We start from the raw sequence: 26,324 nt of genomic DNA, 5'->3' as shown, positions 1-26,324 counted from the left end.
ACCCAGAACACTTCCTAACCTGAAAGGTAGTGCAGGATAATCTTGTACATTTCATATGACCTTGTATCGGAAGTGTTTGTGGTGGGTGAGCGGTAATCTCGGAGGTGATACATTGGACAAATTGGTGATTGAGGGTGGAAGTCCCCTGTCAGGCACCATTCGTATCCATGGAGCAAAAAATGCGGCGCTGCCGATTCTAGCGGCAAGCCTGCTGGCCGAAGGAGTTCACTCACTGCATAATGTGCCGAAGCTGCTGGACATCGAGACTATGCTAGACATCTTGGATCGGCTGGGCTGCAGGTGCGTGCATCAAGAGGATACGGTGACGATAGATACGTCAGCCGTGGGGACATCTCATGTACCTGAGGATTTGATGCGGCAGATGAGATCTTCCATTTTTTTAATGGGACCGCTGTTATCCAGATTTGGTGAGGTAACGATCTATCAGCCTGGTGGCTGTGCGATCGGGGAGCGTAAAATCGATCTTCATTTGCAGGGTCTTAAAGCACTGGGGGCGGAGATCGAGGAAAGCAACGGACGAATATCCTGTCGGGGCTCAAAGCTTGTAGGGAGTGATATTCATCTCGACTATCCAAGTGTTGGAGCCACGGAGAATATTATGATGGCTGCCGCCAAGGCAGAGGGGACAACGACGATATCGGGAGCAGCAAGAGAGCCGGAAATACAGGATCTACAGCAATTTTTGAATAGTATGGGTGCTCAGATTATCGGTGCAGGCACGGATACCATTACGATCCAGGGTGTCAAAAACTTATATCCCTGTACGTACGAGGTAATCCCAGACCGGATAGTGGCTGGAACTGTAATGATTGCTGCGGCAGCTACACGTGGGAATGTGACCTTGACACATACGAACGCCGGGCATCTGACTTCGCTTATTCATGTGCTTAAGCGGGCTGGTGTTCAAATCACAGTATGCAATGATATAATTAATGTCAGCTGCATGGGGCGTCCGCGTGCGGTTGAGAGAATTGTAACCTCTCCTTATCCTTCTTTCCCGACGGATCTGCAATCTCAGGTCATGGTGCTGCTGTCGCTCGCCGATGGTTTTAGTGTGATCAAGGAGACGGTGTTTGAGGGACGGTTCAAACATGTGGAAGAAATGGCCCGGATGGGTGCTGACATCTCTATCGATTTGAATCGTGCGTTTATTCGCGGCGTTCAGAGATTGTATGGTGCTACTGTGGAAGCTACTGATTTGCGGGCGGGTGCAGCTCTGGTCATTGCCGGGCTTGCTGCACAAGGGACTACGGTCGTTGAGCAAGCGCATCACATTGACCGTGGTTATGATGGAATAGAGAAGCTGTTTCAGAAGCTTGGCGCGCGTATAAGCCGTAAGGTGCCTGCAACGGATCCACTTGATTTGGCCAATTAAAGCTCCCTGTCTCCTTCCAGATCTCTCAGAGAAGGAGACAGGGCCTTATTACGGAGATATGAGAATGACTACAACCCGATTACCTCTTCTTAAAGAGGACAAGCCTAAGAAAAAAATGAGCCGTAAGATTACGGCGATCCTGCTGCTGCTGTTCACTGCGCTTCTTGCTGTGATTTTTTTCAGATCGTCTATTAGCCATATTACAGTGATAGATTTTCAAGGTAGCAAGTATTCTACTAGTGAAGAGTTACTCTCACAAAGTGGAATTAAAATAGGTGGGCAATTCTTTGCTGTATCAACTAAAGCTGTGGAAGAATCTCTGCTGAAGCTTAAGACGATTAAAGACGTCAGCGTGCAGAAGGATTTCCCCGGGGTGATCACAGTAAAGATTGAGGAATTCCCTGCGGTAGCTTATGAACTGGAACAGGGAGGCCTCTTAAAGGCGATTCTGTCCAGTGGAGCTGCAGTGCCTGTTAATGAGACTGGAATTGCTGTTGAGAAACCTATATTAACGAACTGGGACCCGGAAGATCCGAATAAGGCTAAGCTTTGTCAAGCATTAGCAAGCATTCCTAATGAATTGACAAGTGATATCTCTGAGATTGTTCCCTCGCCAACCTTGTCTTTTCCAGACCGGATCAAGCTCTATACTAGATCCCGTTTTGAGGTGATTACAGCCATCTCTTTGCTAAAGAGCAAGGTGTCCTATTTGAATCAGATTATAGAGACTGAACAGCCTGGACTCATTAAAATGCTAGAAGCCGATTCATATGTTCCTTTTCAGGTGGAAAGCGATGAAGAAGATGTTGCGCAAGAGTAGTGTGGAGGTAAATAGTCCCTACTAATAGAGTTAAAAAAATGCTACAATCGGAGTTACGGGCAAGAAGCTATATCCCTCTTTTTTCTTCGATTTTTTTGAGATATAGTACTATATTTGGTTGAAATGACCAATTAGGCCGATATTTCTTGTGATAATTGCTATTTTTACAATAACATATGAGTAACTATTCACATTTGGGGATGTTGGAATATTATTCCGTTCAAAAAATTTGTAGAAAAAAGAGGGAAAGGATTAGGTATGTTGAATATGTACAGAGAAGTTTCCCGGGACCGGGATAAGGTAATGCAATTAATTATGATTATAACAGGAGGTGCCATAGGACTTGAGCAACAATGACATCATTGTTAGTTTGGACATCGGTACATCCAAAGTTCGGGCAATAATTGGGGAAGTTACCAATGGAACCTTTAATATTATTGGCGTTGGATCTGCTGATTCGGAAGGAATACGTAAAGGCGCGATTGTAGATATCGACCAAACTGTGCAATCGATCAAAAGTGCTATAGATCATGCAGAGCAGATGGTGGGTATTCAAATATCAGAGGTTTATGTAGGCATTTCCGGTAATCATATTGGCCTGCAATCCAGCCACGGTGTTGTGGCCGTTCAGAATGAGGATCGTGAAATCGGCGATGATGATATCGATCGCGTAATTAAAGCTGCGGAAGTCATTGCTATGCCACCGGAGCGTGAAGTGATTGATGTTGTTCCCAAACAATTTATCGTCGATGGTCTTGAAGGAATTCAAGACCCGCGTGGAATGATTGGTGTTCGTCTGGAAGTTGAGGCAACAATCATTACGGGTGCTAAGACGCCAATACATAATCTACTACGCTGTGTTGAGAAATCAGGGCTGAAGGTAAAGGATCTTGTGCTGATGTCTCTTGGAGCTGGTGGATTGGCGCTGTCCAAGGACGAGAAATCGATGGGATCTGTTCTGGTTGATATTGGTGCGGGCTCAACAACAATAGCCATATACGAAGAGGGTTCTCTTAGTGCAACCTCCACGATTCCGATCGGAGGAGAATTCGTAACCAATGATATTGCCTACGGACTTCGGACACTTACTGATCAAGCGGAGAAGGTAAAACTTAAATATGGTTGCGCATGGATTGACGATGCAGCCTCAGACGTTGTCTTCAAGGTATTGCGCATTGGCAGTAACGTGGAGAAGGAATTTAACCAAGAGGATCTGGCGGCAATTATCGAGCCAAGGGTGCAAGAAATATTCCACCTGATTCGTCAAGAAGTTAAACGGCTTGGTTACAGTGAACTGCCTGGAGGTTATATACTTACAGGTGGGACTGTCTCGATGCCGGGTGTATTGAAGGCTGCTCAGACCGAGCTGGCTGCATCTGTACGCATCGCCGTGCCGGATTATATCGGTGTACGGGACCCTGGGTTTACCGGCGGTGTCGGTATTCTGCATAATGTTGTCCGTAGTTTCCGAGCAAGAAACAGTGGTGGAAGCAGCAACAAAAAGACGGTCAACCGGAGCAAGCAGAACGCCACTCCGAGTCAAGAAACTGTTCAGAAGCCCGGATTTGTGGAGCGTCTAAAAAATATGTTTAGCGAGTTTATATAAGTGTAAGTCCAGATATACTTGGACCGGCCATCCAAGCACATTGAGGGGGAGATGGAACAATATGTTAGAATTTGATTTTGAAATGGAGAGCTTGGCGCAAATAAAAGTCATCGGCGTGGGCGGCGGAGGTAGTAATGCTGTCAACCGGATGATTGAAAACGGCGTTCAGGGTGTAGAATTTATTACGGTTAATACAGACGCCCAAGCGTTGCATATGGCCAAATCGGAGCACAAGCTGCAGATTGGGGACAAGCTGACCCGTGGTTTGGGTGCAGGCGCCAACCCTGAAGTCGGTAAGAAAGCAGCGGAGGAATCCCGTGATCTGATTTCGAATACCCTTAAAGGTGCAGATATGGTATTTGTTACTGCAGGAATGGGTGGCGGTACAGGTACAGGGGCGGCGCCAGTTATAGCTGAAATTGCTAGAGAGTGTGGAGCCCTGACTGTGGGTGTAGTTACTCGCCCGTTCACTTTTGAAGGAAGAAAACGTTATAACCAGGCAATGCTTGGAATCGAAGCTTTGAAAGAAAAAGTCGACACGCTAATTGTCATTCCAAATGACCGTTTGCTTGAGATCGTTGATAAGAAAACACCGATGTTGGAAGCTTTCCGTGAAGCAGATAATGTTCTCCGGCAGGCTGTTCAAGGTATCTCTGACCTAATTAAGGTTCCTGGTCTGATTAACCTTGACTTTGCGGATGTAAAGACGATCATGACAGAGCGCGGTTCAGCGCTTATGGGAATTGGTATAGCAAATGGTGAGAACCGTGCGTCTGAAGCAGCACGTAAAGCCATCATGAGCCCACTCTTGGAAACGTCTATTGAAGGCGCCCGCGGCGTAATCATGAATATTACGGGAGGATCTAACCTCTCCCTATACGAAGTCAATGAAGCGGCTGAGATCGTTACATCCGCCTCTGATCCTGAAGTGAATATGATCTTTGGTGCGATAATTGATGAAGGCCTGAAGGATGATATCAAAGTAACAGTAATTGCTACTGGCTTTGAACATAAACCATCGCCTGAAGCTCCAGGACGTCGTCCGGTCTCGACGAATAACGAGCCAGCGGCAGCACCGGATAAGAACGCTGCTAATCTGCGTCCGTTCGGGAATCAGAACACGTCAGATCAGTTGGATATTCCGACGTTCCTGCGTAACCGTAATCGTAGCAACAACGACTAGTTAAATATTTTTATCAAGAAGATATGAAAGCACCGTATTATCCAGCTAATAGAGCTAGGGTACTGCGGTGCTTTTTTTATGTGAAATGCTGTTCAGAAGGAATAAAACCCTCCCACGCTATAACTCGACAAAAAAACCTCAAGAATGCCCCCCAAGTTTAGACAGACTTTGAAAGCGAGACTTTTTATACTAATCATATCGTCCAAAAAACAGAGCCTGATCCATTTTGGCTACAGGATAGATTCCGCCATAGTAGGCAGGTGAATGCACTGGTTGTTTATATTGACTTGATATTCGCCGCCAATCTAGTGATCGACGGAATTCTTTTGTGGCTGACAGGCTGGATGGTCAAGCTGAGGATATCATGGTGGCGGCTAGTCCTCTCAGCTCTGGTTGGTGCGCTCTATGTGGTGATGATGTTTGTGCCGGAGTTGTCTTTCATGTATACCTTCCTCATTAAGTTTGGATTGTCGGTGGTTATGCTATGGATTGCCTTTGGTTTTGGGAGTCTGCAAAGCTACCTTCGCACTATGGGAGCTTTTTATATTATCAACTTCGCAGCTGCTGGTGGGATTGTAGGTATTCACTATTTGCTGCAGAGCTCCGGTGATATTTGGAATGGTATTATGTTCACTGCTTCAGGAGGGCATGCTTACCGCCTAAAGATTGGTTTTTGGTTTGTAATTGCAGTATTTCCCCTGGTGTTAATCTGCTTCAAGGCAGTGCACTCCTCACGAATCAGAAGGGAGCAGCTTGAAACCTATATCGGTGAGGTGGTAGTAGAAATTGATGGAGTGACTGTTTCCTGTCCCGGCCTGCTAGACACAGGTAACCGGCTTTGTGATCCTTTGACCCGCATACCGGTGATGGTTATGGAATCTTCGCTCTGGGAGGGACATCTGCCTGAAACATGGAAAGGTAGACTCACTCAGGACGGAGCGGACAAACTTTTACTAGAAACGGACGGGCAGTCGTTTGCTTGGCAGGACAGGATGCGACTGGTGCCTTACAGGGGAGTTAACCGGGGGGCATCATTTATGCTTGCACTGAAGCCTGATCAGGTGACGATAAAGCTTGGTGAAGATATCTTTTATTGTAAAAGAGTCTTGATCGGGCTGGATGGTGGGACATTGTCGGGGGATGGAGCCTATCGGGCTGTAATACATCCTGATTTGACTCAAAAAGAGAGCGCTATTGATGCAGCACTGCCTTCCTAATCTTTAAAGCTAGCTGAACCAAACTTCTGATGGCTGAAAGCGGGATTTGAAAGCTTCACACGCGAACCGTGCACTTCTTGGAGGAGGAACAAATAATGGTCAAATGGAAAATTGCTCTGCAGCTGCAATATTACCGCATGCTGTTTCTACTAGGGCTGAAGAGTCAGGAAATCTATTATATTGGCGGGAGTGAGGCACTTCCTCCACCGCTGACACGGGAAGAAGAAGAATATCTGCTTCAGCGGCTGTCTAGCGGCGATGCAGCTGTTCGTGCGATGTTGATTGAGCGCAATCTTCGCTTGGTAGTATATATCGCTCGTAAATTTGAGAATACCGGCATCAATATCGAGGATCTGGTTTCGATTGGCGCTATTGGCTTAATTAAGGCTGTGAACACTTTTGATCCTGAGAAAAAAATAAAACTGGCTACTTATGCATCCCGCTGCATAGAGAATGAAATCTTGATGTATCTGCGGCGGAACAGCAAGACACGGAGTGAGGTTTCTTTTGATGAGCCGCTTAATATTGATTGGGATGGCAATGAATTATTGCTTTCTGACGTATTAGGAACGGAAAATGATACTATTTATCGGAACATAGAAGAACAGGTTGATCGCAAGCTGCTGCAAAAGGCACTGGAAAAGCTGAGTGACCGGGAAAGACTCATTATGGAGCTGAGATTTGGCCTGCGCGGAGGCGAAGAAAAGACACAAAAAGATGTGGCCGATCTGCTTGGCATCTCCCAATCTTATATTTCGCGGCTGGAGAAAAGAATTATCAAGCGGCTGCGCAAGGAGTTTAACAAGATGGTGTAAGGTGAAATTAGCAAGGAATAAAATGGCGAGCCCGGGAGATAATGTACAGTAATGTTTCTCCTTGGGAGGTAAATCATCATGACCCGTAATAAAGTCGAGATTTGCGGTGTGGATACTGCTAAGCTGCCTGTTCTAACGAATGTGGAAATGCGGCAACTGTTCACTTCGCTGCAGCAGCAGGGCGAGCGATCCGCCAGAGAGAAATTGGTAAACGGTAATCTTAGACTTGTTCTAAGCGTTATCCAGAGGTTCAATAATAGGGGAGAATTTGTTGACGATTTGTTCCAGGTGGGTTGCATCGGTCTGATGAAAGCCATTGATAATTTCGATTTATCACAAAACGTTAAATTCTCCACATATGCAGTTCCGATGATTATCGGTGAGATTCGGCGTTACCTGCGTGATAACAACCCGATTCGGGTATCACGTTCTCTCAGAGATATCGCCTACAAGGCGCTCCAGGTACGTGATAGTCTGACCAATCAGAACTCGCGGGAACCGACGATATTCGAAATATCAGAAGCGCTGGGTGTGCCGAAGGAAGATGTTGTATTTGCTCTTGATGCCATTCAGGATCCAGTGTCCTTATTCGAGCCGATCTATCATGACGGCGGCGATCCTATTTATGTAATGGACCAGATTAGCGACGATAAGAATAAGGATGTGTCGTGGATCGAAGAAATTGCATTACGTGAAGCGATGCGTAAGTTAGGACAAAGGGAGAAACGAATTTTATCCATGCGGTTTTTCGAAGGGAAAACACAGATGGAGGTCGCAGACGAGATTGGCATTTCACAGGCACAGGTCTCACGCCTGGAGAAATCTGCGATTCAGCAAATGCAAAAACACGTGAAATCTTAGAGCAGTAGCCATGAGGAGATATTCCAGAATCCGGGTTAAGGATTTTGGGCGATCTCCTCTTTTTAATGAATGTAGACAAGCTTCCGTATCATATATTGGACTATAGGTCGGATTGTACAGGGGTGGTGAGATGAACGAGGATTATCAAGGGTCTGCCAAAAAAATGAAAATCTCTGATTTTCAGACGAAGGATGTTATCAACATTGTAGATGGCAAGCGGCTGGGGCAGATTAGTGATCTGGAGCTTGATTTGCGCCGTGGTGTCATAGATGCCATCGTTATACCCGGATACACTCGGTTTATGGGATTGTTCGGAGGCGGGACAGATCTGATTATTCCATGGCGGAATATAGTCAAGATCGGGTCCGATGTAGTACTCGTGAAGATTGAAGAGTCACGGATGTCTCCGGGACAGGAAGAGCGGGAAACGATGTATCTGGAGCGGGGAGATCGCAGCGAACGGCGCACTTATTAATTAGGTGCGTTTTTTGTTTTTTTATTTAAGAATTTAGGCGATCTGGCTTAAGCGTCACTTTGTACGGGTATTTACATGTGGTACACTAAGGCGGAGGTGAGGAAATGGAACCGTTTGTGCAGGGGAAAGAAATGCTTATGCTGCTCCATCTGGAGCCGTGGCGAGTGGAGCATAATGAAATTACAGCGGGGTTTACTGGTAGACAGGGAGGGGCTAGCAAGGCGCCCTATGACAGCCTGAATTGTGCGTTTCACGTTGGGGATGCTCCTGAAGCTGTCCTGAGCAATCGGAGAGCGCTTGCCGAAGCTCTTGATTTCAAACCGGAAGCATGGACCTGTGGAGAACAAACCCATGGGGCAGAGATAGCTGTGGTAAGGGAAGTAGACCGTGGGCGGGGACAACAGGACAGAGCATCGGCATTTCAAGCCACGGACGGTCTGCTGACGGATGTGCCCGGGGTTTTGTTGACTTCTTTTTATGCGGATTGTGTGCCCCTTTATTTTTATGATCCCGTGCGTAGAGTCGTCGGTCTTGCGCATGCAGGCTGGAAAGGGACGGTGGCTCAGATTGCCGCAGCCATGGTGAATAAGCTGCAAACGGTATACGGCAGCAATCCACATGATATTGTGGCAGCGATCGGTCCATCCATTGGCGACTGCTGTTATGAGGTGGATGATTATGTGATGGAGCATGTTCGCCAGTTGGAGGGCAGCTTGAATGAGGGTATAGAAACTTTCGATGCTGTGGAGCTTTACAGAGCCTCAGAGACTGATCAGAGTAAATACTTGCTAAACTTGAAAGAAATGAATCGACGCATTATGATAAAAGCAGGAATATTGCCGACTCATATCGAATGTACAACATGGTGTACAAGCTGTAATCGTGATTTGTTTTTTTCATATCGCAAAGAAAACGGTATTACAGGCAGAATGACGAGCTGGATCGGAATAAAGGAGAGTTGAAAGTTGTCTTTAACACTGCAGGAGAGAATTGCTGAGGTAGAGGAACGTGTAGCACGTGCCTGCGCGGCAAGCGGCCGGGATCGTAATGACGTCAAGGTAATTGCAGTGACGAAATATGTTTCTCTGGAAATGGTATCCTCCGTATTGGAGGCAGGACTAGAGCATATTGCCGAGAGTCGCTGGCAGGATGCTGAGCACAAATGGAAGGTTTTAGGGGACAAAGGGAGATGGCATTTTATCGGGCATTTGCAAACCAATAAGGTTAAAGACGTTATTGGAAAATTTCAATATATACACTCTTTGGACCGGATGTCTCTGGCGCAAGAATTACACAAAAAGGCGCTTGCCACCGATCAGGAAGTAAATGTGTTTCTTCAAGTGAATATCTCTGGCGAAGATACGAAGTTCGGTCTGTCACCTGAGGCAGTACCTGGATTTTTACGTGAAATCGCTAGTTTGGACCGCGTTAAGGTAATTGGACTTATGACGATGGCACCTTTAGAAGGTGATCCAGAGCTTACCCGTCCTGTATTTCGCGGACTTCGTGAGCTGCGCGATGAGCTTAATCAACTTGCTTTGACACCTGAGCCGATTACGGAGCTGTCCATGGGAATGTCGAATGATTTTGAAGTGGCGATACAGGAAGGAGCTACCTGGGTACGCCTGGGTACGGTGTTAGTAGGCCATTAGGAGGGATCGTGATGAGCGTTATGAACCGATTTATGAGTTTTTTGGGCTTGCAGGAGGAAGAGGAAGTTGTGGAGCGGGAGCAAATCCACGAAGAGGATGAGTATGAGCCGGCCCCTGTAGAAACCCGCAAAAATCAAAGGGGCAACGTTGTCAGTATCCATTCGCAAAAAAATGTCAAGGTTGTATTATATGAACCACGTTCATATGATGAGGCACAGGAGATTGCTGATCATCTCCGTTCGCATCGGACGGTAGTAATTAACCTGCAGCGTGTTCGCAATGATCAAGCAATGAGAATTATTGATTTTCTCAGTGGAACTGTTTATGCCCTTGGGGGAGGAATCTCTAAAATTGGGGGCAATATATTTATGTGCACTCCAGATACTGTTGAAATTCAAGGCTCCATTACAGAAATCCTAGGTGACGATCAAGACTATAACAGAATGAGGTGAATGGGCTTTGCTTCAAATTGATTACATTATCGATATTTTGTTTAATATTTATTTTTACATGATTATTTTCTATGTGCTAATGTCCTGGTTACCCAACGTTCGTGATAACTTCATTGGAGAACTGCTAAGCAAACTCGTAGAGCCGTATTTAACACCTTTCAGACGGTTTATTCCACCGCTCTTCGGTACACTTGATATCTCTCCAATCATTGCATTACTTGTCTTGGAATTCGCAGCAGGCGGACTTAAATCTATCCTGCATTTGATTTTTTAGGCATCTGTGATGAAGAACGAAGTTTACGGGCATTTTCATCCCGATGAACGTCAATTTGTGGACAAGGCCTTTGAATGGGTTACCAACGCTGGAGAATATCATGAGACTAAATTAACTGAATTTCTCGATCCCCGCCAAGGTTTTATTCTGCAAACTTTAGTTAACCGCCATCCTGACGTGATTGTTAAATGGGAGGGTGGACATGCTGAGGCAGAGCGGAAGCGAGCGCTTGTCGCCCCTGATTATCGTGATCTGGATCAGGAAGACATGGAGCTGAAGGTGCTTGCGATAACCTCAGGGGAGCAGAAGTTTCTGGCCTTGGAGCACGGGGACTACATGGGTTCTATTCTGGGGCTGGGCGTTAAACGAGGCAAAATCGGTGATATTCATGTTCTGGACGATGGTTGTCATGTTGTAGTCGCTGCTGATATTGCAGATTATTTAGCTATGAATTTAACTGGAGTGCACCGGATACAGGTAAGTACGGAAGTATTACCCCTTTCCGCCTTGCGTAATAGTGAGGTTAAGCTGGAAGTGATGGATTTGACTGTAGCGTCCCTGCGATTGGATGGCATTGCCGCAGATGTAACACGGCTTAGCCGAAGCAAAATTCTTGCTCCCATCAAGGCTGGACGCGTTCGGGTAAACTGGAAAGTGGAGGAAGACCCATCCTGCAGTCTTAAGGATGGTGACATGGTATCTATTCAAGGCTTCGGTCGCTTCAAGGTGCTAGAGGTCGGCAGTTTGACGAAAAAGGGCCGATACCGTGTTCAGATTGGTAAATTTGTGTGAATCCCTTGCAGGAATACGGTCTTACTTGTCGAAATTGATTATTTCGAGGGAATCAAACATTTTTAAAGCTGGACGCCGATACTTTAAAGAAGAGGCGGACCATAAATGGCAGGCGGAACACAGAAACACCTTCTGCCTTTACTTGAAGTACAGTCTTTCTTCTTTGTCTGCCGCTTAGTTGCGATTTAGAGATAAAGAAGGTCCGAAATTTCTAGGAGGTGCACAGCATGCCATTAACACCGCTCGATATACATAACAAGGAGTTTTCTCGGAGACTTCGCGGTTATGATGAGGACGAGGTCAACGAATTTCTAGATCAAGTGATCAAGGATTACGAAAGCGTCATCCGTGAGAACAAGGAACTGCAGAATCAGCTTTTGTCTATTCAAGAGCGTCTGGATCATTTTGTGAATATTGAAGAAAGTTTATCGAAGACGATCTTAGTCGCTCAGGAAGCGGCGGATGATGTGAAGAACAACTCCAAGAAGGAATCCCAGCTCATTATCAAGGAAGCGGAGAAAAACGCCGATCGGATTATTAACGAAGCGTTATCCAAATCCCGTAAGGTTGCTATTGAGACTGAAGAATTGCGTAAGCAAGCTTCGATCTATCGCACTCGTTTCCGGACATTAGTGGAAGCTCAGCTGGAGCTGTTATCACAGGATGACTGGAATGCCTTAGAGAGTCGTGAGGCGAGCGAGAACGTAGCCTTCAAGGATGATGTTCTTCATCGCATCTAAAGGTTTCAGACGATAATTGGCTAAATAGAGGGAGCTATTCCCTCTATTTTTATTTTCCGATAAAATAGACCATAATAAAGTGAACTCCATGCGCAAGTACGTCCTTAATAGCTAGATTGGGCGAATGGCTGTTGACATTTAGATTCAAAAAGTCTATAAATAGAACATATCTGTATAATGTTTATATGTATTCGATGACGGGACAAGTACGACAAGGTAACGTTCTCCAGAGAGTCGGCGATTGCTGAGAGCCGATTGTTCGAGCCCTGCCGGAAGATCTTCCCCTAGAAGTTAAGCTGAAGCGTTGATCGTGCGTAAGCTTAACCGTCTGCCGGACGTTACACCGGACCTGTGCACAAGATTTACGCGCAGGACTGAGATTGTGCTGAATACACTCCCCTTAAGGATGTGCTCATGCGCAGAATTAGGGTGGTATCGCGAGCGTCGTCTCGCCCCTTTGGGGGTGGGATGACGCTTATTTTGTTGTTCCGGGGCGGCCATCCCCCTAAATCCCCCTTTCTAAGGGGGACCCCAAGGGCTGCCGCCCTCTGGACACCCGCAAAGTAAAGCCTCGTGCAAATAGGTACGGTGGTGGAAACGAACGGACTCATGTGGCTGAACGAGTGGCCCTTCTTAGGCTCCCCTGGCGGGTTCGCCTGCGGGGCCTTAACGGCAAGAGCGGTGTGCGACCAGCTGCGCAAGGCCGCGCATGGCGCCCCGAGCGATTGCTGCCCTGCGGGATCGCGGCTCGGGTGCCAGGGCAAGAGCGGTGCGCGACCAGCTGCGCAAGGTCGCTCATTGGCACCCCGAGCGATTGCTGCCCTAACGGGATCACGGCTCGGGTGCCCGGAAAGAAGGGGCGGTTGCTGCGCAATGCCGCCGAAGCCCCCGAGCGATTGCTGCCCTACGGGATCGCGGCTCGGGAGCCAGGGCAAGAGCGGTGCGCGACCAGCTGCGCAAGGTCGCTCATTGGCGCCCCGAGCGATTGCTGCCCTAACGGGATCGCGGCTCGGGAGCCAGGGCAAGAGCGGTGCGCGACCAGCTGCGCAAGGTCGCGAAATGGCGCCCCGAGCGATTGCTGCCCTACGGGATCGCAGCTCGGGTGCCAGGGCAAAGAAGTGGCAGCTGCTGCCAGGATCGCCCAAGGATCGAAAAGAGCTTTATAGACTAATCCATGAAAGGATTGACCATCACATGCAAAAAGTAGATGTCAGAGAAAAGGCGCGGGCAAGAGATGTCCGCATATTGAAGAAATGGAACGAAGAGAATACGTTCCGCAAGTCCATGGAGAACCGTGAGGGACGTCCAAACTATGTATTCTATGAAGGTCCGCCAACAGCAAACGGTGCGCCGCATATCGGACACGTGCTGGGACGGGTAATCAAGGATTTCATCGGTCGTTACCAGACAATGAAAGGTTACCGCGTGGTACGTAAAGCAGGCTGGGATACACATGGTCTGCCAGTAGAACTAGGTGTACAAAAGAAGCTTGGCATCTCCGGTAAACAAGAGATTGAGGAATATGGCGTAGAAAAATTCATCCAGGAATGTAAAGACAGCGTCTTCGGTTATGAGAAGCAATGGCGTGAATTTACAGAAGCGATTGGATACTGGACAGATCTAGATAATCCTTACGTAACCTTGGATAACACCTATATCGAAAGTGTATGGAACATCTTGGCTACAGTGCATGAGAACGGGTTGCTTTACCGCGGACACCGTGTTAGCCCGTATTGCCCGAGCTGCCAGACTACATTAAGCTCGCATGAAGTTGCCCAAGGCTACAAAACCGTTAAGGATCTCAGTGCAACTGCGAAGTTCAAGCTGGATGACAGCGGAGACTACGTATTGGCTTGGACGACAACACCTTGGACCTTGCCAGCCCATATGGCGCTAGCTATGAACCCGGACATGGATTATGTACGTGTGCAACAAGAAGATGGTGTGTACATCGTTGCTAAAAACTTGGTCGAAGAAGTAATGAAAGGCGAGCACACAGTCCTTTCTACACATAAAGGTTCCGAGTTTATCGGTAAAACTTACGCACCTCCATTCGGATATATTAAGGCAGAGAAAAGCAATGTTATCGTAGGTGCTTCTTTCGTTACAGATTCCAGTGGTACAGGGATCGTACACATGGCACCAGCACATGGTGAAGATGACTACAAGACTTGCCGTGAGAATGGCATCAGCTTCGTAAATGTGGTTGATAATTCCGGTAAGTATACGGATGTAGTTTCTGATTTTGCGGGACGTTTTGTTAAGGATTGCGATCTGGATATCATTAAGGTTTTGTCTGAAAAAGGATTGCTTTACGGTAAAGAAAAATACGAGCACAGCTATCCGTTCTGCTGGCGTTGTGATACACCACTTTTGTATTACGCAACAGACAGCTGGTTCATCAACACTACAGCGATCAAAGATCAGCTGATTGCTAACAACAACAGTGTGGCTTGGTACCCTGAGCATGTACGTGAAGGCCGTTTCGGGAAGTTCTTGGATGAACTGGTTGACTGGAATATCAGCCGTAACCGTTATTGGGGTACACCCCTCAATGTCTGGGTATGTCAAGAAACGGGCAAAGAGTTTGCACCACACAGCATTGAAGAGCTAAGAGCGATGGCGATTGGTGATGTTCCTGAAGATATCGAGCTGCATAAACCTTTCGTGGATAAGATCAAGCTGCGCAGTCCGTTTAGCGAAGGTGCAGAGATGGTTCGCACACCGGAAGTGATCGACGTATGGTTCGATAGTGGCTCAATGCCTTTTGCACAAAGCCATTATCCATTTGAGAACGAGGATAAGCTGAATGATCAGTACCCGGCAGATATGATCTGTGAAGGGATCGACCAGACCCGCGGATGGTTCTACAGCTTGCTTGCAGTATCCACCTTGTTTAAGGGTAAAGCTCCATATAAAGCAGTTATTGCTCACGGTCATATCCTCGATGAGAATGGTCAAAAAATGTCCAAATCCAAAGGCAATGTTATTGATCCTTGGGAAATCATGAACGATTACGGCACGGATGCATTCCGTTGGGCTATTTTGTCCGACAGTGCACCGTGGAATAATAAACGTTTCTCGCGTGGTCTTGTAGGTGAGACAAAATCTAAAGTAGTGGATACGCTGGTGAATACACATGCCTTCTTAACGCTTTATGCGGGCATCGATGGATACGACCCAGCCGATCATCCTTTTAAGGTATCAAAACATAAGCTGGACCGCTGGATCCTGTCCCGTCTGAACAGCTTGATTCTTTTGGTGGATAAAGGACTTGCGGTAAATGACTTCGTGAATACGTCTAGAGCGATTGAGAACTTTGTGGATGAGCTGAGCAACTGGTATATCCGTCGTTCCCGTGACCGCTTCTGGGGTAGTGGTCTAGGTGAAGATAAATTGGATGCTTACCGTACGTTGACTCATGTGCTTTTGGCGACAGCGACTTTGATGGCTCCATTTACACCGATGTTGTCCGAAGATATCTTCACGAACCTTGGCGGCGGAGAAAGTGTGCATTTGGCAGACTACCCGGTTGCTGACGAGAACTTGATCGATAAAGAGCTGGAAGAGGATATGGAAAGTGCAAGACAGATTGTTGAGCTGGCGCGTAACGTACGTAACGAAACAGGCATTAAGAATCGTCAACCGCTGTCCGAGCTGATCGTTTCGATGAACCGTGACTTCCATTTGTCTGAGTATGAAGAGATCATCAAAGACGAGATCAACATCAAGAACATCGTGCTGGAGAACAGTGACAGCGGATTTGTTGATTTCACACTCAAGCTGAATCTTAAGGTTGCCGGTAAAAAATACGGTAAAAACGTAGGCTTCCTGCAAGGCTTTCTGAAAGCTATGGATAGTGACTCTACCCGTAAAGCGGTGCAAGACGGCTCAATCGCGATTGCGACACCTGAAGGTGAAGAGCTTGTAATCACTTCTGAAGAGCTGCTTGTTGAAAAACAAGCCAAAGCAGGTTTCGCCGCAGCTTCCGGATATGGAGTTACGGTTGCGCTCAATACCGAAATCACGCCTGAGCTTGAACAAGAAGGCTGGGTTCGTGAGATCATTCGTGCGGTTCAAGATTACCGTAAACGTCTGGATCTGCCGATCGAGAAACGGATCGCACTCACTTTGAAGTTAGACGATGAGCTAAAAGCAGCTGTTACAGCATTTGACAATGTACTGCGAGATAATGTACTTGTGACTACGGTTGATTTTGATGGAGAACATGCTTTTGAGACGGTAGAAGTCGGTGATAAATCCATCGGTATCCATATCGAAGCATAATTCTGCATTACCTGTCCCAAAACAGCATATACTAGCGGCATAAGTGTAAACGGAGATCTTCCGTTTATGCGGGAAATATAGTCTTTATATTTCGGCGCAAAACTAACGAGTCCCGAGCTTAAGGAGATGAATTCTCTTTGGCCGGGCTCGTTTACTTTGTAGCGAAGGAAAGATATATGAGAGGAGCCGTAGCTGTGGAGGGAAATAAGAGGAGAATCTCCATTAAGACATCCGGCAATAAGAATAACCCAGACAAGGAAAAGGAGAATAAGGCTTTTCCTGAAGTTAATCCTGAGTATCTAACAGCAGATCCGCGTAATCCCGAGGATATTCCGCTGGAAGAAAAAATGAATACGATGTACCGTTTGACCTTTGAGTGGGCTCATATTTTGGAAAAATCCCGAATTTATCAATATACGGATCTGCTATATTCACCTTGGCGGTTGATTTGGAGAAATATTTTATTTGGAGCAGCTCGGGGAGTTGGGATCGCACTGGGTTTTACTTTTTTTGCGGCAACGATTATTTATATCCTTCAGGGACTAGGCGCGCTCAATCTACCGATCATTGGTGATTATATTGCGGATATTGTGCGGATCGTACAGCGTCAGCTAGAATTCAAATAGCCATCGAAACGTTAAGATTAAAAACAGCGAACCATTCCTCAAAACTGGAACAGTACGCTGTTTAAATGTTTTTGTATAGGGGACATCTGTGTTTAGTCTTCGTCGAGAGGATCAAGACTATGGGTTGCCTCGTCACTGTCCAAATAACGCTGGTAGCTCCGTCCCGGCACTACAATTAGATTGTTGCCCGTGATATCAGTGGCGATAAAGTTCTCCCAAGGCTCTACGCAGCCTTCCAGTTCATCGGCTTCAATCTCCATATCATTATAAGAATCAATATTGTTGCCCTCCGCCATGGCGGGAGAATTCGAGGTACCCCAGCTTTCAACAATCTGCCAGGCATCCTCGCCGTCAAAACCGTTTTGATCGTCGCGCTCATCCAGACTGGTGCGTCCAAAAGGTGGAGATAACAGCTCCTCTTCTACTGGTCGAGTGAAAGGTGCGTTTTGCCGCGGGTTGTGCTCTTTACAATAAAGTGTGGAAGGGATGGCAGATAAACGTTCAAAAGGGATCGGCTCACCACTAGCCTTGCATATCCCATAAGTGCCATTATCCATAGCGGATAAAGCAGCTTCAATATCGTCCAGCTCATGCTCGTCCCGTTCTAACAGTGAAATGTCCATGGAGCGATTATACAAATCGGTGGCTGCATCTCCTGGATGGTTGTCATTCTCGGAAAGTTCTCCGGAACCATCCCGCATGGATTCATCTAAGCCGTAATGCTCATTATTCTGAAGCCTGCGCTGAATCGTATCCCGATCTTTTTCCAATCGTGCACGTAGCTCTGAGAGCTGCTGTACTGTCAGGTGCGTCATAATGAGAAAGCTCCTTTCTGTACCTTTTATAAGAATCATTCCGACTTGCCGGATAACACCGGATGGTTCTTCTGTTAGGTTGACCGGAGAGCAGGGATTTTACCGCTGGAAAATAGTCCCCAAGATTGAACTTAGCGGATGTCCCGCAATAGACGATTCTTTAAGGGCTGTGCTACAATATACAAGTCTTTAAACAGTATTCGTACCGCATTTAGCGGGAAAAATAAGAACGGAGTGACAACTTCTGTGGTGTACTATTTGATTGCTCTTATTGTATTTTTGGTGGATCAAGGGACAAAGTATCTCATTGCTACACGTCTGGAGATCGGAGAACAGATTTCTGTTATCGGAGATTTTTTCCTGATTACCTCTCATCGCAATCGCGGGGCTGCTTTTGGGATTCTCGAAGGTCAGCAATGGTTCTTCTTTCTAGTTACGGTTGTAGTGGTTAGTGGTATCGTTTGGTATTTGAACAAGACTAGACACTCGCGGAAGCTGTTATCTGTTGCCCTAGGGCTTGTACTGGGTGGAGCTATCGGTAACTTCCTGGACCGGATAATCAATGGTGAGGTTGTTGATTTCCTTCTGTTCAATTTTGGGAGCTATAGCTTCCCCATTTTTAATGTGGCGGATTCTTGTATCGTCATTGGGGTTGGATTGATTCTTCTGGATTCTTTTCGTGACCTTAAAAACGGCGAAGAAATTACAGAAATAAAAGAAGTAAAAGAAGCAAAGGAAGTAAGAGAAGGGAATGAATGATTTGAATAAAGACGTCAATCACCAAGCGGCATCTACGAGCGAAGAAGAGAGGGACGTCACGGAATGGACCGTTTCGGCAGAGAACGCGCGGGAGCGAATCGATAAATATATTACGGAATCATGGGAAGAAGAAATTTCCCGTTCTCAGGTGCAGCTGTGGATCAGCGGCGGTAACGTTACGGTTAATGGCAAGCCAGTGAAAGCCAACTATAAGCTATCGGAAGGCGACGTGGTTAGCGTTGTTGTCCCTGAAGCAGAAGTAACGGATTTGATCGCGGAGAACATTCCTCTTGAAGTTGTATATGAAGACAGCGATGTCATTGTGATTAATAAACCCCGGGGCATGGTTGTGCATCCAGCTGCGGGACATCCGTCAGGCACCTTAGTAAATGCGCTGATGTATCACTGTAAGGATCTGTCCGGCATTAACGGTGAGATTCGTCCAGGTATTGTACATCGGATCGATAAAGATACCTCTGGTCTTATCATGGTGGCTAAGAATGATGCCAGTCATGCCTCACTTGCCGCACAGCTTAAAGAGCATAGTGTTACGCGCCGATATATTGCAGTCGTACACGGTAACTTGTCGCATGATAAGGGCACTGTTGACGCACCGATTGGCAGAGATCCACATGATCGCAAGCTATACACAGTAACCGAAAAGAACAGCAAAAAATCCGTGACCCATTTTACAGTAATGGAACGCTTCGGAGATTGTACACTGCTGGAGCTGCAGCTGGAGACTGGCCGCACGCATCAGATCAGGGTACATATGAAGTTCATTGGCCATCCACTTGTAGGCGATCCGATATATGGACGCAGCAAGGGCACTACGATGAATGGACAAGCGTTGCATGCGGCGGTGCTCGGATTTATTCATCCTACCACAGGTGAATATAAAGAATTCAGCAGACCTATTCCGGAGGACATGGAAGAAGTCCTGTTCACACTACGCAGCAGATAAGTACAAATGAAGTGATAATTAGTCTATGGTATTGAACACTACTTTACGGCATATTTAAAAACATAAGGATAAAGAAAGGGTAATGCCTTATTCTTTATCCTTATTTTTATAATGAAACGGATATCCGGAAACATACGCCATCCAAGGGACGGCGAAGCCGTTTCTTTTAAAAGTAGAATAGATATTCAGGAGATGAGATGACAGTATGAGTATTGAACAATACCAAGATAGCTTCATTCAGACTAATTTTGCAGACCGCATCGGCGGTGCCAATTATGGCAAAGACACTTCGATTTATAAATTCGAGAAAATCAAACGTGCTAAAGCATCCGCAAAACAGGATTTTCCTAACATTGAACTAATTGATATGGGCGTAGGCGAGCCGGATGAGATGGCTGATGCGGGTATCGTAGCTAAGCTTGCTGAAGAAGCAGCGAAGGAAGAAAACCGCGGATATGCGGACAACGGAATTGCCGAATTCAAGACTGCTGCTGCTGAATATTTGCGGGAAGTTTTCCGTGTGGAAGGAATTGATCCAGAAACGGAAGTAGTTCACTCCATCGGATCGAAGCCTGCGCTGGCTATGTTGCCATCTTGTTTTATCAATCCAGGTGATATCACGATTATGACCGTGCCGGGTTATCCAGTCTTGGGTACACATACTAAATATTTGGGTGGACAAGTATTTACAGTGGAGCTGAAGAAGGAGAATAAATTCCTTCCAGATTTGAACGAAATTCCGGAAGACATTGCTCGTAAAGCTAAGCTTCTTTATCTAAACTATCCAAACAATCCAACGGGCGCTAGTGCCACTCCTGAGTTTTTTGCTGAGGTCGTTGCATGGGCGAAAAAATACGATGTAGTGGTTATCCATGACGCACCTTATGCTGCCTTGACCTATGACGGTTTGAAGCCACTTAGCTTCCTCTCCGTTCCAGGTGCAAAGGATGTGGGTGTAGAGCTGCATTCTCTTTCTAAGTCTTACAATATGACGGGTTGGAGAATTGGTTTTGTGGCTGGTAATCCGCTAGTGGTTAAAGCTTTCAGCGATGTGAAGGATAATAACGATTCCGGCCAATTTATCGCGATTCAAAAAGCAGCGGCTTATGGTCTTGCTCATCCGGAGATTACTGAAGCGATTGCGGATAAATACTCCCGTCGTCACAACCTGCTAGTTGATGCACTGAACAGCCTTGGCTTTAAGGCTGAGAAGCCAAAAGGTTCCTTCTTCCTGTATGTCGCTGCACCTAAGGGAATCAAAGACGGCCGTCGCTTTGAATCCGGTGAAGATTTCTCCCAATTCCTGATTCGTGAGAAGCTGATCTCCACTGTGCCTTGGGATGATGCAGGTCCGTTTGTTCGTTTCTCCGTTACCTTTATTGCTAAAGGTGAAGAGGAAGAGAGACGTGTCATCTCTGAAATTCAAAGACGTCTTAGCGATGTGGAATTTGAGTTTTAAGCATTGTTATTGAAATTAATGAGGCTGTCCGAAAAGTAGTGAATTCTACTTGGGGGCAGCTTCTTTTTTATGGAATAGGAAATGTGGATGTTGCTGTGCCTTATGACTATATGACCACGTGTCGTGTTCTGTACTATTGGGGTGGGTGGTGGATCAATGCTGTGTGTGATTTTCGTACAGCTTGCAGTAGATGATTTGTGGTAGCTGTGACGGTGGAATTTGTGCGGTGGACTTGTGTGGTGAGTGATATGTGTTCTGAGTTTGTGTGGAAGTAAAGAGTGGGTTTTAAACTAATTAGGGAAAACCTCCCTGAAATTAGCCGATATTCGCTCTAAATGAACGAAATCAGGGAAAACCTCCCTAATAATCAGGGGTTTTCTATATTAATCACTGAATCGGCCAACAATTAGGGAAGTTTTCCCTAATTACAAGTCTGATGAACAGAAATCACTGACTTTCAGGGAGGAATTCCCTAATTACTATATAAGAACCTCACCAATTGCATCATTTGGAGCATTACTAGGTGCGTCTCTTGAACCATTTGGACATTAAGTAGTGTTAAGAACATAAACGAGGCTGTCCTAAAAGAGATGAAACGGCTATTTGGGTTCAGCCTCGTTTTTTATGCAGATATACTGAGTACCGCTTTCCCCTTGTTGTTAATAGAAGTAAGGAAGAGAAGTGCAAAAGTTTAGGCAGAGAAAGTTGACATGAAGGGGTTGTTCTGTCATAATTCTTGTTAAATGAATAGCGCCTTTAATTCAGTCCTGTGAGGCTGGCAAGGTAACGTGAATCGAGGTTCGCGACTCTTAGAAAGGTATCCGTGTGTAAATACGGAACTGTCTTTTTATGCGCGCGGCCGTCATCTTCCTCATCTGCGGATTTCACTCCTTGCCTGTTATAGGCAAGGAGTTTTTTGATTTCCGGGAACTTGAATAGGCGAACAAGCTGGAGGGTGACAAGATTATGGTTACTGAGAAAAATGTCATTATGGATGAAACGGCGATCCGCCGGGCCTTATCACGTATTGCTCATGAGATTTTGGAGAAGAACAAAGGTATCGAGAATTGTCTGCTGGTCGGTATTCGGACACGAGGTGTGTATCTGGCACAGCGTATCGCTGAGCGCATCAAGGAGATTGAAGGCGTCGAGATTCCATACGGTGAGCTGGATATCACACATTACCGGGATGACCGTGAAGTGGAAGGCAGTGAAGCAGTAGTGAAGAGTAACGTCGTTATTACTTCAGGAAGTGCTGGCATCCATGATCAAAAAGTTATTTTGTTCGATGATGTACTTTACACCGGACGCACCATCCGCGCGGCGATGGACGCTTTGATGGATTGCGGACGCCCACGAATGATTCAACTGGCAGTACTGGCTGACCGCGGACACCGCGAGCTGCCGATCCGGCCGGACTACATCGGTAAGAATGTACCTACCTCAAAGCACGAGCAGATTGAAGTGGCGCTGAAGGAATACGACGGCAAAGATGAGGTCTACATTATTTCAAACCGGGAGGAACGATAACATCATGACACTTACCAAGGTAAAGGAACGTAGTCTGCTGGGAATCAAAGAGCTTGACCGGTCGGAAATTATCCAACTGCTTGACAGAACAGCATTTTGGGACAATCAAAGTGAAAAGCTGACGCCCATCTTGAACTCCCATTTTATTTCTAACATGTTTTTTGAGAACAGCACACGCACACGCTTCTCTTTCGAGATGGCAGAGAAACGACTAGGTGCGCAAGTACTTAATTTTACGGCTGCAGCTTCTAGTGTAGAAAAAGGGGAGTCGATCTACGATACAGTGCGCACACTGGAATCGATGGGGATCGATGCCGGAGTTGTGCGTTTGAAGCCTGCAGGTGTGCTGCAGCAGTTAGCTGAGAAGGTGTCCATACCGCTTATCAATGCGGGCGACGGTAACAATGAACATCCTACGCAGGCGCTGCTTGATTTATACACCATGACCAAAACCTTTGGGGAACTAAAAGGCCTGACAGTCTCCATCATTGGGGACATTATGCATAGCCGCGTAGCGCGTTCTAATCTCTGGGGGCTTACGAAAATGGGAGCCAAGGTGCAGTTCTGCGCACCGGATAATATGAAGGCTCCTGAGCTTATGGAGTATGCGCCTTACGTAACTATGGAAGAAGCTCTTAAAGCGGATGTAGTAATGATGCTTCGAGTACAGCTTGAGCGCCATACTTCCGGCATTAAGCTGTCTGCTGAAGATTACCGTAGCCACTATGGTCTAACAGAAGAGCGGGCAGCTAAGCTCGCCAAAGACACAATCATTATGCATCCAGCTCCGGTTAACCGGAATCTAGAGATTGATGATGCAGTAGTAGAGTGCAGTCAATCGCGGATTTTCCCGCAAATGTCTAATGGCGTACCGGTCCGGATGGCGGTTCTCGAAAGAGCTTTACTATAAGCTTACGGAATGCTAACGTATAGAGACTAATAAATATACACAAAGATGAATTTTTATTATATAATAACGAGAGGGCCCGCAGCTGTGATCTGAGGGTAAAGGTAGAATCATGACAGTGATTATTAGAAACGCCAGCGTATTGAATAAGGAAGGCTTGCTTGAGCGCAAACACATCGAACTACAGGATGGTGTGATCTCGGCTATAATCGACGGAAATGAAGCTATCGGAGAAGCCACGGAGATCATTGATGCTGAAGGTAAGCTGCTCATTCCGGGACTCATTGATATGCATGTGCACTTGCGTGAACCGGGATTTGAACACAAGGAAACAGTGGAAACCGGAAGTCGCTCAGCTGCTAAAGGCGGATTTACAACCATTGCATGTATGCCAAATACTCGTCCGGTGACAGATAGCCCGGAGATCGTGCAATTTGTGAAAGACAAGGCGCGTGAAGCAGGACTAGTTAAAGTGCTTCCTTATGCAGCCATTACGAAAAATGAGCTCGGACGTGAGTTGACGGATTTTGCGGCGCTCAAAGAAGCTGGAGCTATTGGTTATACAGACGACGGTGTGGGCGTACAAAGTGCTCAAATGATGAAAGATGCAATGAACATCGCAGCATCGCTCGATATGCCAGTCATTGCTCACTGCGAAGATAACTCGCTGGTTGAGGGCTGCTGTGTAGCTGAAGGTGAGTTCGCTAAGAAGCATGGCCTCAAAGGAATTCCGAATGAGTCAGAGGCGATCCATGTTGGACGCGATATTTTGCTGGCAGAAGCGACAGGCGTTCATTACCATGTATGCCATGTCAGTACTGAACAGTCGGTGCGGCTGATTCGCCAAGCAAAAGAGATCGGCATTAAAGTAACTGCTGAGGTATGTCCGCATCACTTGCTTCTTGCTGAAGACGATATTCCAGGCCTTGACGCCAATTGGAAAATGAACCCGCCGCTGCGCTCCCGCCGCGATGTTGAGGCGTGTATCGAAGGGTTGCTTGATGGCACACTAGATATGATTGTTACAGATCATGCGCCACATAGTGAGGAAGAGAAAGCGAAAGGAATGCAGCTGGCACCTTTTGGTATCGTTGGATTCGAGACAGCTTTCCCACTCTTATACACGGCGTTTGTAGAAACCGGAAAATGGGATTTATCCTTACTAGTACAAAGAATGACTGCCGATCCTGCACGGGTATTCAGATTGAACACCGGGGTTATGGAGATCGGAGCTCCTGCAGATTTGACACTCATCGATCTGGAGCAGGAAAAAGAAGTAGACCCAGGTTCCTTCGCAAGCAAAGGACGCAACACACCTTTTGGCGGCTGGAAGCTTAAGGGTTGGCCAGTAAAAACTTGGGTGGACGGCAAAGCCGTATGGACTGAGAAAAACTAGCGGACTGGTGAGGCGAAATTGCTGATCTTTGCGGATCAGCAATTTGAGCGCGTACACTCCGGAAGGCATGCAAGGCATACGTATCAGACTACAGAACATGAAGGAGTGGAAGGGAATGCAGGCGAGATTGCTGCTTCAAGACGGAACTTTATTTACAGGTACCGCATTTGGCGCTGAAGGTGAAAAGACAGGCGAGGTTGTTTTTAACACAGGAATTACAGGATATCAAGAGGTGCTGTCTGACCCTTCATATTGCGGACAAATCGTTACCATGACGTACCCATTGATTGGGAACTACGGGATTACGCGGGATGATTTCGAATCTGTTCGACCTTTCGTACACGGTTTTGTAGTGCGTCGTCATGAAGAAGTTCCAAGTAACTGGCGCGCAGAATACAGTGTGGACGACCTGCTGAAAGAATACGATATTCCTGGAATCAGCGAGATTGATACCCGGATGTTGACGCGGATTATTCGCCACTACGGAACAATGAAGGCGATCCTGACTACCTCTAACAAACGGGTAGAGGAATTGATGGAAATGATGGGCGACACTTCAATTGAAGAACTGCGCAATCAGGTAGCACGCACATCTACTCCAAGCATGTACAATAGCCCGGGAACTAAAGAACGCATCGTGCTGGTAGATTACGGAGCGAAGGCTGGTATCTTACGCGAGTTGAACAATCGCGGTTGTGATGTTGTAGTTGTACCTCATGACGTAACTGCTGATGAGATTCGTCGCCTCAATCCAGATGGTATCCAGCTGTCCAACGGCCCTGGGGACCCGAAAGACGTTCCACACGCAGTGAAGACGATCTCAGAATTGCTTGGTGAATACCCAATCTTCGGTATCTGCTTAGGTCACCAGCTGTTTGCACTGGCTTGTGGCGCGGATACAGAGAAGCTGAAATTCGGACACCGTGGCGGTAACCATCCGGTTAAAGAATTGGAGAGCGGACGTTGCTTCATTACTTCTCAGAACCATGGCTACACAGTGAATGAAGACTCTGTGAAGAGCACGGATCTAGAGGTTACTCACATTAATAATAATGATAAGACCGTTGAAGGACTTAAACATACCCGTTATCCTGCGTTTTCAGTACAGTACCATCCAGAAGCAGCACCGGGACCTCATGACAGCAGCTACTTATTCGATCGTTTCTTACAGATGATCGCTGATCATAAAGCTAACACACCTGTAAGCTCGCGCCAGGCGCAGCTTGCGGCAAACGCCAGAATCACGGCGCCAAAACCTACAGTAAAACAGCTTGAAGCCGTGAAAGGAGCTCTATAAC

General features: G+C 46.6%; 24 protein-coding genes and 1 other annotated feature. Of the genes, 23 read left to right on the top strand and 1 reads right to left on the bottom strand.

Going from position 1 to position 26,324, the window contains the following annotated elements; translation table 11 throughout:
• The first annotated feature begins 112 nt into the window (after positions 1 to 112).
• From murA to NYE35_RS23750, 16 genes are all read left to right on the top strand, one after another.
• A complete protein-coding gene (gene murA, locus NYE35_RS23825; RefSeq protein ID WP_341122153.1) occupies positions 113 to 1,396 on the top strand; it encodes a UDP-N-acetylglucosamine 1-carboxyvinyltransferase in 1,284 nt (427 codons plus the stop codon).
• A gap of 64 nt (positions 1,397 to 1,460) precedes the next feature.
• The gene (locus tag NYE35_RS23820; protein WP_038572856.1) at positions 1,461 to 2,216 is read left to right on the top strand and encodes a cell division protein FtsQ/DivIB; all 756 of its coding nucleotides are present in this window, start codon (positions 1,461 to 1,463) and stop codon (positions 2,214 to 2,216) included.
• Between the two features lie 343 nt (positions 2,217 to 2,559).
• Positions 2,560 to 3,822: a cell division protein FtsA gene (gene ftsA / locus NYE35_RS23815; RefSeq protein ID WP_036683637.1), complete on the top strand. Its 1,263-nt coding sequence runs from the start codon at positions 2,560 to 2,562 to the stop codon at positions 3,820 to 3,822.
• 61 nt (positions 3,823 to 3,883) lie between these two features.
• Positions 3,884 to 5,005, top strand: coding sequence for a cell division protein FtsZ (gene ftsZ / locus NYE35_RS23810; RefSeq protein WP_036683633.1), 1,122 nt, complete (start codon positions 3,884 to 3,886; stop codon positions 5,003 to 5,005).
• 269 nt (positions 5,006 to 5,274) lie between these two features.
• Positions 5,275 to 6,222, top strand: coding sequence for a sigma-E processing peptidase SpoIIGA (spoIIGA, locus tag NYE35_RS23805; RefSeq protein WP_036683940.1), 948 nt, complete (start codon positions 5,275 to 5,277; stop codon positions 6,220 to 6,222).
• Between the two features lie 92 nt (positions 6,223 to 6,314).
• Entirely contained in the window at positions 6,315 to 7,037 is a 723-nt protein-coding gene (sigE, locus tag NYE35_RS23800; RefSeq protein WP_036683937.1) for an RNA polymerase sporulation sigma factor SigE, read from the top strand.
• A gap of 78 nt (positions 7,038 to 7,115) precedes the next feature.
• Entirely contained in the window at positions 7,116 to 7,898 is a 783-nt protein-coding gene (gene sigG / locus NYE35_RS23795) for an RNA polymerase sporulation sigma factor SigG (protein ID WP_036683631.1), read from the top strand.
• A 130-nt stretch (positions 7,899 to 8,028) separates the two neighbouring features.
• On the top strand, positions 8,029 to 8,373 hold the full coding sequence (locus tag NYE35_RS23790; RefSeq protein WP_036683628.1) for a YlmC/YmxH family sporulation protein: 345 nt from the start codon (positions 8,029 to 8,031) through the stop codon (positions 8,371 to 8,373).
• Between the two features lie 104 nt (positions 8,374 to 8,477).
• Entirely contained in the window at positions 8,478 to 9,335 is an 858-nt protein-coding gene (gene pgeF, locus NYE35_RS23785) for a peptidoglycan editing factor PgeF (protein WP_076098551.1), read from the top strand.
• Between the two features lie 3 nt (positions 9,336 to 9,338).
• Positions 9,339 to 10,025 (top strand): YggS family pyridoxal phosphate-dependent enzyme, encoded by a 687-nt coding sequence (locus tag NYE35_RS23780; RefSeq protein WP_341122152.1) that lies wholly within the window; start codon positions 9,339 to 9,341, stop codon positions 10,023 to 10,025.
• A gap of 11 nt (positions 10,026 to 10,036) precedes the next feature.
• Positions 10,037 to 10,477 carry a cell division protein SepF gene (locus tag NYE35_RS23775; RefSeq protein WP_036683619.1) on the top strand — a complete coding sequence of 147 codons (441 nt, stop codon included), beginning with the start codon at positions 10,037 to 10,039 and terminating at the stop codon, positions 10,475 to 10,477.
• Positions 10,478 to 10,484: 7 nt separating this feature from the next.
• Positions 10,485 to 10,751: a YggT family protein gene (locus NYE35_RS23770; protein ID WP_036683616.1), complete on the top strand. Its 267-nt coding sequence runs from the start codon at positions 10,485 to 10,487 to the stop codon at positions 10,749 to 10,751.
• Positions 10,752 to 10,760: 9 nt separating this feature from the next.
• Positions 10,761 to 11,543 (top strand): YlmH family RNA-binding protein, encoded by a 783-nt coding sequence (locus tag NYE35_RS23765; protein WP_038572849.1) that lies wholly within the window; start codon positions 10,761 to 10,763, stop codon positions 11,541 to 11,543.
• Between the two features lie 227 nt (positions 11,544 to 11,770).
• The gene (locus NYE35_RS23760) at positions 11,771 to 12,283 is read left to right on the top strand and encodes a DivIVA domain-containing protein (RefSeq protein WP_051491297.1); all 513 of its coding nucleotides are present in this window, start codon (positions 11,771 to 11,773) and stop codon (positions 12,281 to 12,283) included.
• A 185-nt stretch (positions 12,284 to 12,468) separates the two neighbouring features.
• Positions 12,469 to 12,743: a binding site (T-box leader), on the top strand.
• A gap of 734 nt (positions 12,744 to 13,477) precedes the next feature.
• Positions 13,478 to 16,570 carry an isoleucine--tRNA ligase gene (gene ileS, locus NYE35_RS23755; protein WP_094903825.1) on the top strand — a complete coding sequence of 1,031 codons (3,093 nt, stop codon included), beginning with the start codon at positions 13,478 to 13,480 and terminating at the stop codon, positions 16,568 to 16,570.
• A gap of 335 nt (positions 16,571 to 16,905) precedes the next feature.
• Positions 16,906 to 17,196: a DUF5665 domain-containing protein gene (locus tag NYE35_RS23750; protein WP_282579970.1), complete on the top strand. Its 291-nt coding sequence runs from the start codon at positions 16,906 to 16,908 to the stop codon at positions 17,194 to 17,196.
• 92 nt (positions 17,197 to 17,288) lie between these two features.
• Here NYE35_RS23750 and NYE35_RS23745 read toward each other — a convergent pair whose 3' ends face one another.
• Positions 17,289 to 18,011, bottom strand: a complete 723-nt coding sequence (locus tag NYE35_RS23745; RefSeq protein ID WP_076275669.1) for a TraR/DksA C4-type zinc finger protein — start codon at positions 18,009 to 18,011, stop codon at positions 17,289 to 17,291.
• Between the two features lie 246 nt (positions 18,012 to 18,257).
• Between NYE35_RS23745 and lspA the strand changes: the two genes are divergently transcribed.
• The 7 genes from lspA (at position 18,258) to carA (ending at position 26,323) form a co-directional block, all read left to right on the top strand.
• The gene (lspA, locus tag NYE35_RS23740; RefSeq protein ID WP_036683603.1) at positions 18,258 to 18,770 is read left to right on the top strand and encodes a signal peptidase II; all 513 of its coding nucleotides are present in this window, start codon (positions 18,258 to 18,260) and stop codon (positions 18,768 to 18,770) included.
• A complete protein-coding gene (locus NYE35_RS23735) occupies positions 18,763 to 19,734 on the top strand; it encodes an RluA family pseudouridine synthase (protein ID WP_038572843.1) in 972 nt (323 codons plus the stop codon). Before lspA ends, NYE35_RS23735 begins: the two co-directional genes overlap by 8 nt.
• Before the next feature lie 205 nt (positions 19,735 to 19,939).
• Positions 19,940 to 21,193, top strand: coding sequence for an LL-diaminopimelate aminotransferase (locus NYE35_RS23730; RefSeq protein ID WP_076141842.1), 1,254 nt, complete (start codon positions 19,940 to 19,942; stop codon positions 21,191 to 21,193).
• 966 nt (positions 21,194 to 22,159) lie between these two features.
• Positions 22,160 to 22,723: a bifunctional pyr operon transcriptional regulator/uracil phosphoribosyltransferase PyrR gene (gene pyrR / locus NYE35_RS23725; RefSeq protein ID WP_036683379.1), complete on the top strand. Its 564-nt coding sequence runs from the start codon at positions 22,160 to 22,162 to the stop codon at positions 22,721 to 22,723.
• 4 nt (positions 22,724 to 22,727) lie between these two features.
• The gene (locus NYE35_RS23720; protein WP_036683376.1) at positions 22,728 to 23,633 is read left to right on the top strand and encodes an aspartate carbamoyltransferase catalytic subunit; all 906 of its coding nucleotides are present in this window, start codon (positions 22,728 to 22,730) and stop codon (positions 23,631 to 23,633) included.
• A 109-nt stretch (positions 23,634 to 23,742) separates the two neighbouring features.
• The gene (locus NYE35_RS23715) at positions 23,743 to 25,026 is read left to right on the top strand and encodes a dihydroorotase (protein WP_038572839.1); all 1,284 of its coding nucleotides are present in this window, start codon (positions 23,743 to 23,745) and stop codon (positions 25,024 to 25,026) included.
• Positions 25,027 to 25,141: 115 nt separating this feature from the next.
• A complete protein-coding gene (carA, locus tag NYE35_RS23710) occupies positions 25,142 to 26,323 on the top strand; it encodes a glutamine-hydrolyzing carbamoyl-phosphate synthase small subunit (protein WP_051491286.1) in 1,182 nt (393 codons plus the stop codon).
• Position 26,324 lies beyond the last annotated feature (1 nt).

The organism is Paenibacillus sp. FSL L8-0494, assembly GCF_038003695.1.
GTDB lineage: Bacteria > Bacillota > Bacilli > Paenibacillales > Paenibacillaceae > Paenibacillus_AQ > Paenibacillus_AQ odorifer.
The sequence above is the reverse complement of the archived record's forward strand: the minus strand, read 5'-3'. Positions and strand labels throughout refer to the sequence as shown.

Coding starts and splice junctions, on each gene's coding strand:
- NYE35_RS23820 (WP_038572856.1), top strand. CDS start 1,461: ATGACTACAACCCGATTACCTCTTCTTAAAGAGGACAAGCCTAAGAAA.
- ftsZ (WP_036683633.1), top strand. CDS start 3,884: ATGTTAGAATTTGATTTTGAAATGGAGAGCTTGGCGCAAATAAAAGTC.
- sigG (WP_036683631.1), top strand. CDS start 7,116: ATGACCCGTAATAAAGTCGAGATTTGCGGTGTGGATACTGCTAAGCTG.
- NYE35_RS23790 (WP_036683628.1), top strand. CDS start 8,029: ATGAACGAGGATTATCAAGGGTCTGCCAAAAAAATGAAAATCTCTGAT.
- pgeF (WP_076098551.1), top strand. CDS start 8,478: ATGGAACCGTTTGTGCAGGGGAAAGAAATGCTTATGCTGCTCCATCTG.
- NYE35_RS23775 (WP_036683619.1), top strand. CDS start 10,037: ATGAGCGTTATGAACCGATTTATGAGTTTTTTGGGCTTGCAGGAGGAA.
- NYE35_RS23765 (WP_038572849.1), top strand. CDS start 10,761: ATGAAGAACGAAGTTTACGGGCATTTTCATCCCGATGAACGTCAATTT.
- NYE35_RS23760 (WP_051491297.1), top strand. CDS start 11,771: ATGCCATTAACACCGCTCGATATACATAACAAGGAGTTTTCTCGGAGA.
- ileS (WP_094903825.1), top strand. CDS start 13,478: ATGCAAAAAGTAGATGTCAGAGAAAAGGCGCGGGCAAGAGATGTCCGC.
- NYE35_RS23745 (WP_076275669.1), bottom strand. CDS start 18,011: ATGACGCACCTGACAGTACAGCAGCTCTCAGAGCTACGTGCACGATTG.
- NYE35_RS23735 (WP_038572843.1), top strand. CDS start 18,763: ATGAATGATTTGAATAAAGACGTCAATCACCAAGCGGCATCTACGAGC.
- NYE35_RS23730 (WP_076141842.1), top strand. CDS start 19,940: ATGAGTATTGAACAATACCAAGATAGCTTCATTCAGACTAATTTTGCA.
- pyrR (WP_036683379.1), top strand. CDS start 22,160: ATGGTTACTGAGAAAAATGTCATTATGGATGAAACGGCGATCCGCCGG.
- NYE35_RS23720 (WP_036683376.1), top strand. CDS start 22,728: ATGACACTTACCAAGGTAAAGGAACGTAGTCTGCTGGGAATCAAAGAG.
- NYE35_RS23715 (WP_038572839.1), top strand. CDS start 23,743: ATGACAGTGATTATTAGAAACGCCAGCGTATTGAATAAGGAAGGCTTG.
- carA (WP_051491286.1), top strand. CDS start 25,142: ATGCAGGCGAGATTGCTGCTTCAAGACGGAACTTTATTTACAGGTACC.